Source organism: Clostridium sp. SY8519 (assembly GCF_000270305.1).
GTDB lineage: Bacteria > Bacillota > Clostridia > Lachnospirales > Lachnospiraceae > SY8519.
Window position 1 is genome coordinate 2105374 of record NC_015737.1, and the last position, 14726, is coordinate 2120099.

At 52.5% G+C, this 14726-nt stretch carries 11 protein-coding genes; 9 read left to right on the plus strand and 2 right to left on the minus strand.

Annotated features, from left to right (window positions below; translation table 11 throughout):
* Positions 1–159 precede the first annotated feature (159 nt).
* A complete protein-coding gene (locus tag CXIVA_RS09850; protein WP_013977880.1) occupies positions 160–984 on the plus strand; it encodes a LytTR family DNA-binding domain-containing protein in 825 nt (274 codons plus the stop codon).
* Positions 985–1112: 128 nt separating this feature from the next.
* Here CXIVA_RS09850 and gap read toward each other — a convergent pair whose 3' ends face one another.
* Complete coding sequence (gene gap, locus CXIVA_RS09855; protein WP_013977881.1) at positions 1113–2147, minus strand: type I glyceraldehyde-3-phosphate dehydrogenase; 1035 nt, start codon at positions 2145–2147, stop codon at positions 1113–1115.
* 222 nt (positions 2148–2369) lie between these two features.
* Positions 2370–2843 carry a gamma carbonic anhydrase family protein gene (locus CXIVA_RS09860; RefSeq protein ID WP_013977882.1) on the minus strand — a complete coding sequence of 158 codons (474 nt, stop codon included), beginning with the start codon at positions 2841–2843 and terminating at the stop codon, positions 2370–2372.
* Between the two features lie 303 nt (positions 2844–3146).
* Between CXIVA_RS09860 and CXIVA_RS09870 the strand changes: the two genes are divergently transcribed.
* The 8 genes from CXIVA_RS09870 to CXIVA_RS09905 all read left to right on the plus strand — a co-directional run bounded on the left by CXIVA_RS09870 (position 3147) and on the right by CXIVA_RS09905 (position 14657).
* Positions 3147–3962: an Ig-like domain-containing protein gene (locus CXIVA_RS09870; protein ID WP_013977883.1), complete on the plus strand. Its 816-nt coding sequence runs from the start codon at positions 3147–3149 to the stop codon at positions 3960–3962.
* A 258-nt stretch (positions 3963–4220) separates the two neighbouring features.
* Positions 4221–6833, plus strand: a complete 2613-nt coding sequence (locus tag CXIVA_RS09875; RefSeq protein WP_013977884.1) for a cation-translocating P-type ATPase — start codon at positions 4221–4223, stop codon at positions 6831–6833.
* A 157-nt stretch (positions 6834–6990) separates the two neighbouring features.
* Positions 6991–7986, plus strand: coding sequence for an N-acetyl-gamma-glutamyl-phosphate reductase (gene argC / locus CXIVA_RS09880; RefSeq protein WP_013977885.1), 996 nt, complete (start codon positions 6991–6993; stop codon positions 7984–7986).
* A 203-nt stretch (positions 7987–8189) separates the two neighbouring features.
* Complete coding sequence (locus tag CXIVA_RS09885; protein ID WP_013977886.1) at positions 8190–9590, plus strand: VWA-like domain-containing protein; 1401 nt, start codon at positions 8190–8192, stop codon at positions 9588–9590.
* Positions 9587–11143: an AAA family ATPase gene (locus CXIVA_RS09890; protein WP_013977887.1), complete on the plus strand. Its 1557-nt coding sequence runs from the start codon at positions 9587–9589 to the stop codon at positions 11141–11143. Before CXIVA_RS09885 ends, CXIVA_RS09890 begins: the two co-directional genes overlap by 4 nt.
* 1 nt (position 11144) lies before the next feature.
* A complete protein-coding gene (locus CXIVA_RS09895) occupies positions 11145–12464 on the plus strand; it encodes a leucine-rich repeat domain-containing protein (RefSeq protein ID WP_013977888.1) in 1320 nt (439 codons plus the stop codon).
* 21 nt (positions 12465–12485) lie between these two features.
* The gene (gene larE, locus CXIVA_RS09900) at positions 12486–13313 is read left to right on the plus strand and encodes an ATP-dependent sacrificial sulfur transferase LarE (protein WP_013977889.1); all 828 of its coding nucleotides are present in this window, start codon (positions 12486–12488) and stop codon (positions 13311–13313) included.
* Between the two features lie 30 nt (positions 13314–13343).
* The gene (locus tag CXIVA_RS09905) at positions 13344–14657 is read left to right on the plus strand and encodes a hypothetical protein (RefSeq protein ID WP_013977890.1); all 1314 of its coding nucleotides are present in this window, start codon (positions 13344–13346) and stop codon (positions 14655–14657) included.
* The last annotated feature ends 69 nt before the right edge of the window (positions 14658–14726 follow it).

A 14726-nucleotide genomic window follows, 5' to 3' on the forward strand; every position in this document is an offset into this window, starting at 1 on the left:
AAGAACACTCAATTCCCTACAAAAAGTTGTGCTTTTCTATTTTTGGTGTCAGAGAAAATGATGTTCGTTCTTGACCATATTGCGCGGAAATAGGAAAAATGTTATGTTACATAGGAAGCAAAACCTTGGTCTGACAGAGCAGAAACGGGAGGCAGCAAGATGAACAAAAGGCAGACAGAAGAGGCGCTCCGCAGAACCCAGGAAATCCTGCAGAAGTTCTACCAGAAAGATCTCGGCCCTGTATTTTCTTACTGTTCGATCGATGTTACCTGGATCGGTTCCCGCAGGGATCAGCGCAGGGATCAGTTTGAAATAGGAATGCGGGCCTTCCGGGACAGTGTGGAAAGATATTCCCGGCAGATTACGGCGGCCCACATGACCAACCAGGAGTTTCTGATTGCGCAGAACAGCGGCAAAACATGTACCGTCATCGGCAGATATCAGATGCTCAGCGATGAAAACGAGGAAGAGATCGCCATCGGTTCCCGCAGGTGTGTCATGGTCTGGGAACTGATTAACAATCTGCTGAAAGTAAAACATCTGTGCATTTCCAGCCCGCTGGATGAGTGGGAGTCCTGTGACAGAGAGAACCGGGACGCCATGCTGGGCGCAGCTGCCAAAGAATACGCGGAGCGGCGTGCCGGCAGAATGTCTTCGGATGTGCGGATCGTATTTACCGATAAGGACGGGGTGGTGCATTTTCTGCATCCCAATGAGGTCCTGTATTTTATGGCAGACCGCAAGCATACGGTTGTGCATACGGTGGACGGCGATCTTTCCGCCAGGGACAATCTGGCGGTGTTTCGTCAGAGCGTGGGCGAGTCCCGTCCGTTTCTGCAGATTCACAGAGGATATATTATTAATGTAAACTTTATCTCACAGATTCGCCCCTATCAGGTGATTATGCAGGATGACAGCCTGGTGCCGATTCCGCTGAAACGATACACCGAGACAAAACGGCGGATCCGTGATATGTTTGAATAAAGTAAGCAGCCCCTTTTTCTGACGGCAGTTCCGGGATGTTGTATTTCCCCCACAGCATCCCGCGGGCTGCCTTTTTTCAGCAAAAAAATCCGTATCGACCAGTCAGCGGCCGATACGGATTTCGTGATTCAGGCTTTGGCGTCTGTCCTTGCGACATGCATCACAAGATCAATGACTTTGTTGGAATAGCCCCATTCATTATCATACCATGCGATCAGTTTTACAAAAGTATCGTCCAGCATGATTCCGGCTTTCTCATCGAAGATACAGGTGTTGTAATTGCCCCGCAGGTCGGCGGAAACAATTTCATCGTTGTTATATTCGATGATGCCTTTCATGGTGGTTTCGGAAGCTTTGCGGACTGCGTCGCAGATGGCTTCGTAGGTAGCCGGGGTCTTTAATTCTGCTGTCAGATCCACGACAGAGACATCGTTGCTGGGCACCCGGAAGCTCATGCCGGTCATCTTGCCGTTCAGTTCCGGAATTACTTTGCCCACTGCCTTGGCTGCGCCGGTGGTGGACGGAATGATGTTGTTGAATACGGAACGTCCGGTTCTCCAGTCACGGCCGCCGTTGGAATCCACAGGCTTCTGCTTGGATGTGGAAGCGTGGATGGTGGACATCAGCGCCTTTTCGATGCCGAAGGTATCATGGATGACTTTCGTCAGCGGTGCAAGACAGTTGGTGGTGCAGCTTGCGTTGGAGACAATAGTCATAGTAGCCGGATCGTAGTCGTTGTGGTTTACGCCCATGACGAACGTTGGGATACCGTCACTTTTGGCGGGGGCTGTCAGGATGACTCTTTTGGCTCCGCCGTTGAAATGTTTGGAAGCTGCTTCTTTGGTAAGGAATTTTCCGGTGGACTCAATGACGTATTCCGCACCGCAGCCGGCCCAGTCGATATCTGCCGGATCATCTTCACTGAAGACCCGGATGTCTTTTCCGTTGATCCGGATACCGGTATCGGTAGCTTCTACGTCACCCTGGAAACGGCCGAATACAGAATCGTATTCTACCTGATATGCCATTCTCTTAAAGTCTGCGTTGTGAATGTTGATGCCGCAGATCTCAATATCTGCTGTATCGCTTCGCTCCTCCAGGCTGCGAAGAATCACCCGCGCAATCCGGCCAAATCCATTGATGCCTACTTTAATCGTTCCCATTGGTAAAAACCTCCTTTAAATTTGTGCCATCGGATGGCACGTTTTACCTGATTAGAGAAAAAAATCCCATCTCCAGCATGTATCATACCATTCTTTTTCATATTTTTCAGCGATTATACTAAAAAATACATAATTCTGTTGAAAAAAATTGTAAACTTTGTTAAAAAGTTATCAAAAATGGCAAAAAGGGGAGTTTTATACAACGGGCAGAGGTGCGGGAGATCAGTCCTGTCTGCTCAGCCGGATATATTCCAGGGCGCTTTCCTGATTCTCCTGAATTTCCCGGGCGGTCAGAGGGCGGATGATTTTTGCCGGGAAACCCATGACCAGTGAATTGTCCGGAATCACGGTATGCTGGGTCACCAGCGCCCCTGCGCCGATCAGACAGTTTTTGCCGATGACCGCGCCGTTTAACAGGATGCTGCCCATGCCTACCAGGGTGTTGTCACCGATCCGGCAGCCATGGAGGACGGCTCCGTGTCCTACTGTGACATGGTCCCCAAGCACCACCGGCGCGCCTGCGTCCACATGGATCACACAGCAGTCCTGAATGTTGGTGCCCCGGCCGATGGTAATGGTATCGTCTTCTGCGCGGAGCACGGCGTTGTACCAGATGCTGCTGTCCGCACCGATGGTGACCCGGCCTTTCACGATACTGCCTTCTTTCAGAATTACGGATGGATCAATCACTGGCATAGTTTATCCTCACTTTCTGTTTGTATCCCGTCCTGCGGTATTGCTGCAATTCCAGTCGGATCCGATGACGGAGGTCTGGCAATGCATTTCTATTATGAAACAGCAGAAGCAGAAAGAAAACCCCGTTTTTCTGAAAACGGAGCGCAGCGGGATCGGATAAAACGGTGCGGATGCGTTATTTCGCGCCATGGACATCATGCGGAAAGAGGTGTATGCTTAGGGAGAAAAATACAGGATCTGCGCAACCTGATAGCCGGATGCTGTATTTTAAGAGATTAAAAATAAAAAGGGAGGAAATCGATAATGGAAAGAAGATTTGGGAAAATCAGAAAGGCAGGAATCGTGTTCCTCTGTGCGGGAGTAGTGGTGGCAGCCGGAGTGCCGGTATCCACTGTGCATGCGCAGGAAGCGGCCGCAGGACAGAAGATGGCGGTTACACGCGCCGCATCCGGGAAAACAGCAAGAACCCTGACACCGAAAAAGCAGTACCTGGTGCCGAAAATGACATGCACACTGAAACTGTCCGGTGTGAAGGCCGCAAAAGTAAAATGGAGTTCTTCCAGCAAAAAAGTGGCTACAGTCAGCAAAAAAGGAAAAGTAAAAGCTCTGCGGTATGGCAGGGCGACCATCTGGGCAAAATACAAAGGGAAAACCTACAAAGCCCAGATCATCGTAGTAAGCAAGAAAAAGGCCACAGATATATTTGCGAAAGAAGTGGGAAAAGCGATTAAAAAACAGTATCCCAATGATCTGGACCGGCTGCTGGTGGCTTCTGATTTTGTAGTTTCCAGCTTTTCCTATGGGAATTACTACACGGCGGAAGATTTGTTTGTCCATGGAAAGGGAACCTGCGCGGCAGGCGCCAAGATGGTGGAAAAAATTGTAAAATCTATGGGGTATCCGGCGAAAACACGCTTCGCAGCCAAAGATAAGAAGAGCAGGTATCCTTCCAATGTCATCTTTGCTTCCCAGCATTACAATGTGCAGGTGAACGTAAAGGGAAAAACCTATTACATTGACGGAACTCCGGGTTCCGGCGCCGTGTATCTGTCCACTTCAAAGAAACCGCTGTTTTGTATGGTCATGGGATATGTGACGATGGATGAAATCCATAAATAATTGACATTTCTCCGGTATTCTGCTAAAGTGGACTGACAACAGCATACCGATGAACGAGGGAGTAGTTTAAATATACGGTCAACAATCCCGGCCTGCGTGCCTGGCGGTATATACCATTTTGATTTTGTTATGGTTATGAGACTTTTTCATACAGGATTCCAAGCGAATGCGATGGATTTTTGTATGGAAGAGTCTCATTTTTTTTGAACGGTCTGCCCGCTGATCGGTACAATCAAGCAAAATGGCGAGGAGAAATGTATGAAACGATACGAACAGATGGAACAGGACCGGGTGCTGGAAGACCTGGCGTCCACACGGAACGGACTGTCTCCGGAGGAGGCCGGGCGGCGCCTGAAACAATACGGACGAAATGCCCTGCAGGAGGGGAAAAGGCAGAGCCTGCTGCAGGTCTTCGCGTCCCAGTTCAAAGACCTCCTGGTAGTGATCCTGATTGTGGCGGCCGTGATCTCCATGCTGTCAGGCAGTGTGGAAAGCACCGTGGTGATTTTTGCCGTACTGGTGCTGAACGCAGTCCTGGGAACGGTGCAGCACAGGAAGGCGGAGCAGTCCCTGGAGAGCCTGAAATCCCTGTCGTCGCCGAGCGCCAGGGTGCTGCGGGACGGACAGGTGGTCAGCATAGATTCCGCGGAGGTGGTGCCGGGGGATATCCTGCTGGCAGAGGCCGGAGACCTGATTGTGGCGGACGGCCGCATCCTGGAAAGCCATTCCCTGCAGGTCAATGAAAGCTCGCTGACCGGCGAGTCCACCAATGTGGAAAAGACGGACGAAATCCTTGCCGGGGATCTGCCGCTGGCAGACCGCAGAAACATGGTGTATTCCAGCGCGCTGGTTACCTACGGGCGGGCAGTCATCGTGGTAACGGCGACAGGAATGGATACGGAAATCGGCAGAATTGCTGAACTGATGAACGCCACCAAAGAGAAAAAGACCCCGCTGCAGGAAAGCCTGGATCAGTTCAGCAGCCGCCTGGCGGTATTGATTATGGTGATCTGCGCGGTGGTATTTGTCCTGGGATTTTTCCGCAGCCATCTGTCCCTGGTGGATTCTTTGCTCTTTGCAGTGGCGCTTGCAGTGGCGGCCATTCCGGAAGCCCTGGGTTCCATTGTGACGATTGTCCAGGCCATGGGTACGCAGAAAATGGCACGGGAGCATGCCATTATCAAAGAACTGAAGGCCGTCGAGAGTCTGGGATGCGTTTCTGTGATCTGTTCGGATAAAACCGGAACCCTGACCCAGAACCGTATGACCGTGCAGGAAGTATATACCGATGGAGGCATCCGGGATTTCCATGCGCTTGACCTTCAGGCAGAACCGGACCGCAGACTGCTCTATGACGCCGTGCTGGCCAACGATTCTTCCTATCGAGACGGGGAAGGGATCGGGGATCCCACTGAATATTGTCTCCTGCAGATGGCGGAAGCGATGGGCGTATCTCATGAAGAAATCCGCGGCGCCCATGAGCGCCTGTCGGAGCTCCCGTTTGATTCCGACCGCAAGCTGATGTCAGCGGAATACTGCATGGACGGCAGATATCTCCTGTTTACCAAAGGGGCGCTGGATGTTCTTCTGGAGCGCACGGAGCATATCATGACGGCCCGGGGAACGGTTCCTTTTGACGCGGAAAAACGGAAAGCAGTCCAGGAGGCCAACCGGCATTTTTCGGAAAACGGACTCCGGGTGCTGGCGTTTGCCTGCAGAGAACTGCCGGAGCAGACAGAACTGACCGTGGAAGAGGAGTACGGATATACGTTTCTGGGCTTAATATCCATGATGGATCCGCCCCGGGAGGAATCTGTGACGGCAGTGGCAGAAGCCAAGCGCGCGGGAATCCGTCCGGTGATGATCACCGGAGATCACAAAGTCACGGCCGCGGCCATCGCGAAGCAGATCGGGATATTTGAAGAGGGCGATCTTGCCGTGACCGGTATGGAACTGGATGCCATGTCGGAGGAAGAACTGGACCAGAAGGTGGAGGAAATATCCGTCTATGCCCGGGTGTCGCCGGAAAACAAGATCCGGATTGTGGAAGCCTGGCAGAAACGGGGACACATTACAGCGATGACCGGCGACGGAGTCAATGACGCCCCCGCGCTGAAAAAGGCGGATATCGGCGTAGCCATGGGGATTACCGGCACGGAAGTATCAAAAGACGCGGCCGCCATGATTCTGACGGATGACAATTTCGCCACGATCATCAAGGCGGTAGCCAACGGCAGGAATGTATTCCGGAATATTAAAAATGCCATCGAATTTCTGCTGTCCGGAAACATGGCGGGAATCCTGGCCGTATTATACGCGTCCATTGCCGCTTTGCCGGTACCCTTCGCAGCGGTGCATCTGCTGTTTATCAATCTGCTGACGGATTCTCTGCCTGCCCTGGCCATCGGGATGGAACCGCCGAAGAAAGACCTGCTTTCCGATCCGCCCAGAGATCCGCAGGAAGGTATTTTAACCAGGAGATTTGTCCGGGATATGGTATTTCACGGCCTGCTGATTGCCGTGGCTTCCATGACAGCGTTTTATCTGGGCGATCCCGTCGGACACCATGGCGCCGCCATGACGATGGCGTTTTCCACCCTGACCCTTGCGCGGCTGTTCCACGGATTTAACTGCCGTGACCGGCATTCCATCTTCCGCATCGGGTTCCGCAGCAACCCCTATTCCCTCGGAGCCTTCGGCCTGGGTCTGGTTTTACTGAACCTGGTATTGTTTGTGCCGTTTCTGCAGCCCTGGTTCAGTGTCAGCCGGCTGACCGGCTTCCAGTACGGGATGATTTATCTGCTGGCATTTCTGCCGACGGCGGTGATCCAGTGCATCAAAGTGATCCGGGAGCACAGGGAAAAAGACTGACCGGCGCGTGCCGGCGTTCCCGGAATGGATGCCCGGATCCGGGAACGCTTGTGCTGCCGGAAAAATTGCTATAGAATAGAGAAGTTCAAAGCAGTGATCCGGCGTCTGTCAGCAGAGGATGCGGCAGAAACGCCATGAGAATACGGGAGATTTCATCATGAAAACAAAAGTGTATATTGACGGGCAGAGCGGAACCACCGGTCTGCAGATCTATGACAGAATCGGCGCACGGGAGGATCTGGAGCTGCTCCGCATTAAGGAAGAACTGCGTCATGATACGGAAGAACGCAGAAAATACCTGAATGCAGCGGATATTGTATTTCTCTGCCTGCCGGATGCGGGAGCCAGAGAGGCAGTGGCGCTGATTGAGAATCCGGAGGTGCGGGTGATTGACGCGTCCACCGCACACCGCACGGCGGAAGGGTGGACCTACGGCTACCCGGAGCTGTCACCGGAACAGCGGCAGGCGATCGCCGGCAGCAAACGAGTGGCCAATCCCGGCTGCCACGCCACCGGCCTGATTTCTTCTGCGGCGCCGCTGGTGCGCATGGGAATCCTGCCGGAGGATTATCCCCTGACCTGTTATTCCCTGACCGGTTATTCCGGCGGCGGGAAAAAGATGATCGCGTCCTATGAAAGCGCGGACAAGGCAGAGGCGCTGTATGCCCCCGGAATCTACGGACTGTCCCTGCGCCACAAGCATATTCCGGAAATGCAGAAGGTGACAGGTCTGAAATTTCCGCCGGTTTTCATGCCGGTAGTGGATGATTATTACAAAGGGATGGCAACCACCATTATGCTTCAGAACCGTCTCCTGCCCGGAAAGCCTTCCGCCCGGGAGATCAGCGAACGCCTGGCGGAATATTACGCCGGCGAACGGTTTGTTTCGGTGATGCCTTTTGGGGAAAGTGACAGTACGCTGTATGCCAATGCCCTGGCGGGCACCAATCGGCTGGTCCTGACCGTATGCGGCCATGAGGATCAGACGTCCGTTACCGCGCTGTTTGACAATCTTGGAAAAGGCGCCTCCGGCGCGGCGGTTCAGAATATGAATATTATGCTTGGGCTGGATGAGGCGGTCGGTCTGCAACACGGAACGAATACCTCCCGGGAGGAGAAAAAAGACTGCGCATGCGGAAAAATACAGGCATGACGCGGTCTTTTTTTGAAAAAGGAAAACCGGCGGTTGCGGGAAAGATAACCTACGAAAACGCAGGGTAATATAACCCAGTAATTGTGTAGATGAAAAGACTGGCGGATTCGGCGGTTTCTTGATATAATAAGTAATATTTTGGGCTGCAAAGCGCATAGAATTCCACAGAAAAGGAGCAGGGCCGGAAGGCCCGGAACAGGTGTATGCAGAAACAGAACCAGGAAGAACTGTATAAGTACAAGCGGCGTCTGGCCGCGCAGATCATGGATTATGTCCGGGACCAGCTGATCGTGGCCCTGCCCTTTTTTCACAGGGCGATTCTGAAAATGCCCGTGGAATTTTATGGAATCCGGGATGACGGGGCAGGCAATCAGCTTCCGGCGGGCATGGGTACGGACGGAGTTTCCGCGTTCGTCCATCAGGACCGGGCGCTGGAGCTGTTCCGGCAGGAGAAGGAGCGGCTGCCCAGAATCTATCTGCACATGCTGCTGCACTGTATTTACAGCCATCCCTTTTCCTATGAGCAGATGCGGAAGGAATACTGGGATTTTGCGGCGGATGCCGCGGTGGAACATACGATTCTTGAGATGCGCCGCCAGGAATTCACCCTGCAGGAGGATGAACTGCGCCGCAGAAAAATCGAGGCGCTGAAGCAGCGCGCAGGCAGTATGACAGCAGAGAATGTGTACCATTATCTGTATACACATCCGGAAGAAGCGGAGGAACTTCTGCGGGACAGCAGCCTGTTTTGTCAGGACATTCATCAGTTCTGGATTCCGGACAGCACTGCTGCGCACAGACGGAAGTATGAGAAGAATCCCCATCCCGGCATAAACAAAATCAGTCAGGACTGGAAAAAGCTGGGACAGAGCGTCAAGCTGGACATTCAGGTGTTTGAAAAAAACCAGGGACTGGCCCCGGGATCTTTATCGGAAAATCTGCAGGAAGTGGTGCGGGACCGGTACAATTACGAGGAATTTCTGAGGAAATTCGCGGTTACCAATGAAGAGATTCATATCAACCATGAGGAATTTGACTATATTTATTATACCTACGGAATGGAGCGGTACGGCAATATGCCGCTGATCGAACCGCTGGAATACCGGGAAACCAAGAAAGTGCACGATTTTGTCATTGCCATTGACACATCCGGGTCCTGCCAGGGATCTACCGTACGCAACTTTCTGTCCCGGACCTATTCCATTTTGAAAAGCACCCGGAGCTTTTTCCATGAGGTAAATATCCATGTGATTCAGTGCGACGCGAAAGTACAGTCCGATGTGAAGCTTACCAGCGACGAGGAGTTTGAAGCTTATATGAAAGAAATCCGGATTTCCGGATTCGGCGGCACGGATTTCCGTCCGGTGTTTCAGCATGTGGATCAGATGATCCGCGAAGGGGAATTTACCGACTTGCGGGGGCTGATTTATTTTACGGACGGCATGGGAACGTTTCCCGAACGGATGCCGTCCTATCAGACAGCATTTGTCTTTGTCAGCGATTGGAACAAAATACCGAAGATCCCTGCCTGGGCCATAAAGCTGGTGCTCAGGGATGAGGATTTTCAGGAGGATGACTGGAAAAAAGGAGTATTGCAGGAGTGAATATAAAAGAAGCGAAAAATCAGATTGAACAGGCGGTAAAGATCTATCTGACGAAAGATGAGTACGGAAATTACAGGATTCCGCTGGAAAAACAGCGGCCGGTGTTTCTGGTCGGCGCGCCGGGCATCGGCAAAACGGCAATCATGGAACAGATTGCCAGAAAGCTGGATATTGCCCTGGTATCCTATTCCATGACCCATCATACGAGACAGAGTGCCATCGGTCTGCCGTTTATCGTACACAAATCCTATGGCGGCGAAGAATTTGATGTCTCCATGTATACCATGAGTGAAATCATAGCTTCTGTCTATGAAAGCATGGAAAAGAGCGGGAAAAAAGAGGGGATTCTTTTCCTGGACGAGATCAACTGTGTTTCGGAGACTCTGGGACCCTCCATGCTGCAGTTCCTGCAGTACAAGACCTTCGGCAACCATGCGGTACCCCGGGGCTGGGTTGTGGTAACTGCCGGGAATCCGCCGGAATTTAACCGCTCGGTGCGCGAATTCGATGTAGTGACCCTGGATCGTCTGAAAGTCCTGGAAGTGGAGCCGGATTATGACGAATGGAAGATCTATGCGCAGCAGAACAGTCTGCACAAGGCGATTCTCACCTATCTGGATATTAAGAAGGAAGACTTCTATGAGATTGAAAATACGGTGGACGGGAAGAACTATGTGACGGCCCGGGGCTGGGAGGATCTGTCCCAGGCGATCACTCTCTACGAGGAAAACGGTTTTCCTGTGGATGAGACCCTGGTGAGCCAGTATATTCACAACAAGCGGATCACCGGCGAGTTTTCCGCCTATTATGAACTGTATAACAAATACCGCACCGACTATCAGATCCAGGATATTCTCACCGGGACTGCCAGCGCCATGGTACAGAAACGCGCCCAAAAAGCTTCTTTTGATGAACGGATCTCCATTATGGGACTGCTCCTGGAAGCCCTGCTTCCGCAGATCAAGGCCAATATTGCGGAAGAAGAAGATCTCAAGCTGCTGCTGCCCCGGCTGCGGTCTATGAAAGAAAAACTGTCTGCCGCGGATCAGGGAACAAAACGGGGCTTTGTGACGGATGCGCTGGACGCCCTGAACGAAGAGCTGGCGGCCGAGATGCAGACCGGGGAAGCCGGAAGCGGACTGACGGAAGAGCAGCGCAGAAGCTATCAGTACCGGATGGCATTCGCCGCAGCCGTCAGCCGGCAGATCCGTCTGGAAAACCCTGCGGAAGAGACAGGAGCGTTCCAGATCCTGTCCGGACAGTACGCAAAACGGGTGGAGGCCATGCAGAAGGAATCCGCCCTGATTTCCGCCAAGCTGTCCGAACTGTTCCGGTTTGTGGAGCAGACCTTCGGAGACGGCAACGAGATGCTGATCCTGGTGACAGAACTGACGGTAAATTACAGCAGCGCGAAATTTATTGCGGAACACGGCTGCGACGCATATTACAGATACAATAAGAAGTTTCTGCTCTATGAACGCAACCGGGAGCTGATGGACGAGCTGAATGCGCTGGCAGAACGGGAGAAATCCGGAGAGGATCTGATGATCTGATATGAATGACCAGTTTGAATATGAGAAGACGGACCGCGGCATCCGGCTGACAAAATATATCGGAAACGCGGCAGAAGTGGCGCTGCCCACGGAAATAGACGGCGAACCGGTGACAATTCTCGGAAGCCACGCGTTTTTTGAAAACGGGATGGATATCCGCAGGATTCTGGTCCCGGGCACTGTGAAAGTGATCGAAGCGTATGCCTGCGAATTCTGCCTTGGGCTTCGGGAACTCCGCTTAGCGGAGGGTGTGGAGGAACTGCACCAGGGCTTTCTGGTGGTGAGCCAGCAGCAGGAGCTGTATATTCCCTCTACGGTACGCCTGATTGAGGCGCCGGATGAGCTGGGTACCGCCCTGCGGATTTCCCCGAAGAACCCCTGGTACCATACGGACGGATATGCCCTGTACCGCCGGACGGAAGACGGCGGGCTGGCCCTGGAAGCGGTGCGAAACGGGGCGCAGCGGCAGGAATATGAGATTCCGGAGGGCGTGACACAGATCAGGGCCCATGCCTTTGACAGCCAGACGGCGCTGCGCCGTCTGACCATTCCTTCCACGATGCGGGAGATGGCAGAAGGGGTTCTGGTGGATTTCCGGAATCCCTTCAACGAAGAAAGCGGCATAACGGAACTGATCCTTTCCCCGGACAACACCAGTTATTTTATGGAAGAAAGCGGTCTGTACCGGCATCTGCCGGAGGGCGGTCTGGAGCTGATCCGTTATTTCGGCGACCAGCAGGACGTCATACCGGCGCCGGAAATCCGGGTGATCGGACGGGGTGCCTTTGCCAAATCCAGGATCCGCAGGATTACTATTCCGTCCACCATAGAAAAAATATACGGGGAAGCTTTTGCGGACTGTCCGCTGGAAACCGTATTTTTTCAGGCGGCGGAAATGGAGATTTTCTTCCCCAGCATTCACCCCTATCTGCTGAAAAACGCGCTGAAAGGGTTTGGCGCAAACGGAAAATTATATGATTTTTCCTTCTATGACCGGGTGCTGGAGGATCCTTCCCTGAACCCGGAAAAAGTCCGTATGATTCTCTGCCGGCTGAAATATCCGGAAAATCTGCCGGAAACAGTCAGGGAGACCTATATCGAAAACCTTTCCGAACATGTGGAGCAGATTGCTGCCAGACAGGCGGAGAAAAAGGACCTGGACGGATTAAAGCAGATGGCGGAGCAGGGTTTTTTCACCGCGGCCAATGTGGACCGTGTTATAGAGATCCTGAACCGGGCGCACTGGCAGGAAGGGCTGACAGCCGTTATGAACTACAAAAATGATACCATTGGAAATCAGGCGTTTGATTTTTCCCTGTAGCAAAAGATGAGGAGACAGGATATGAATGACATTCACGCGAAACAGGAAGCACTGAAGGCATATTTGAAAGAACTGGGCAGTGTGGCGGTGGCATTTTCCAGCGGGGTGGATTCCACCTATCTGCTGAAAATAGCCAAGGAAACACTGGGCGATCAGGTGATTGCAGTCACTGCCCGTTCCTGCTCGTTCCCAAGACGGGAACTGCTGGAGGCAGAGGCGTTCTGTGAGAAGGAGGGGATCCGCCATTTTATCGTGGATTCCGAAGAACTGGAAATCGAAGGATTTGCCCAGAATCCGGCAAACCGCTGCTATCTGTGCAAGCATGAACTGTTTGAGGAGATCCGTCAGATCGCCCGGGAACAGGGAATGCAGTATGTGGCAGAGGGATCCAATATGGATGACAACGGGGACTACCGGCCCGGCCTGCAGGCAGTGGCGGAACTGGAAATCAAGAGCCCGCTGCGCCATGCGGAATTATACAAAGAAGAGATTCGCGCGCTTTCGAAGGAACTGGAGCTGTCCACCTGGAACAAACAGTCCTTTGCCTGCCTGTCCTCCCGCTTCGTATATGGGGAGACGATTACCGAGGAGAAGCTGGGCATGGTGGACCGGGCGGAACAGCTGCTGCTGGATCTGGGATTTCATCAGATCCGGGTGCGGATTCACGGGACAATTGCCCGGATCGAAATCGATCCTTCGGAATTTCCGAAGCTGATTCAGGAGGAAACCCGCAGGCTTGTGACCGAACAGCTGAAATCTTTCGGCTTTACTTATGTCACAATGGATCTGAACGGTTATCGGACCGGAAGTATGAATGAGACACTGACTGACCAGAAGCCGGAGGCCTGATCAGCCGCAGAACAGAACAGGAGAACAGCCATGCTGGAACAAGAGATGCGTCAGATGGTGGAAGCCGACTTTGACGCCCACCGCGCAAGCGGAGAACGACAGAACTATTATTTAAACCACTGCTCTTTTAACCGGGGCGGGGAGACACTGGAGGCAGTCTATCTGCCGAAACTGTTTGATCAGAAAACAAAAAAGAAATTTGAATGGATTGTAGAGACCACCTACGGGATTTTTGAAAAAATCATTCTCCATTATATTGAGGATGCAGACTACCGGAAAGGGTTCGGATTTCCCAGGGAAATCGAAGAGCTGATCTGCGTGCCGAATCTGTACAGGAGTTATCTGCCCCAGGCCAGATTTGATATTTTTTATCATGAAGCAGATGAATCCTTTGGGTTCTGTGAAATCAACGCCGACGGGGCAGGAGCCATGAACCGCCAGCTGGAACTGCAGAATTCCTTAAAGGAAAATCTTCTGTACCGGCAGCTTTCGGACAAGTACCAGTTTGAAATGTATGATCCGATTGATCAGTGCATCCATGCGCTGCTGGATCTCTATGATACCTATGAGAAAAAGATCGACCATCCGAATATCGCGGTGCTGGATTTCCTGTATGAAGGCTCTTCCCTGGCGGAGTTTGAAATTTTTGCGGAGCGTTTCCGCAGCATGGGCTATCAGGCCCAGGTCTGCGACGTGACCAAAGTCCGTTACCATGACGGCGCCCTCTACGCGCCGGACGGCATGCGGATCGATCTGGTGTACCGGCGCGCGGTGACGACGGACCTGATCAGCCATCTGGATGAAGTGCAGGACTTCCTTCAGGCCATCCGCAGCCAGGCTGTCTGTGTCATGGGATCCATCTGTACGCAGGTGGTGCATAACAAGAGCCTGAGCGTGATGCTGCACCGGCCGGAAACCCTGGAGCTGCTGACGCCGGAAGAACAGGCATTTGTGAAGGAACATTTTCCCTATACGGCACGCCTGACAGAAGCGGAGCGGTCCCGGTATGAAGCGGATAAAGACCGCTGGATCATCAAACCGGAAGACAGCTATATGTGTGACGGGGTCTATCTGGGAACGGATGTGGAGCAGGAGGAATGGAACCGCCTGCTGCAGGAGTGCGCCGGAAAACCCTATATCATTCAGGAGCTGTATCCTTATGAGCGGACGGACAATATTGATTTTGCCGCGGAACATCCCAGGTTCGAACAGTATGTAAACATGGAAGGCCTCTATGTGTTCGGCGGGCATCTGGGCGGTGTTTTCCATCGGCAGGCAGTGGGAAATGCCATTATCAGCGAAGTCAATGAGCGTTCCCTGCCGACACTGTTCCTTGCTCCTTGACACGGGAGAAAAATATTAGTATTATTTTGCTATAACAGTTTCATGTGGTAAAGGACTAAATTACCACAA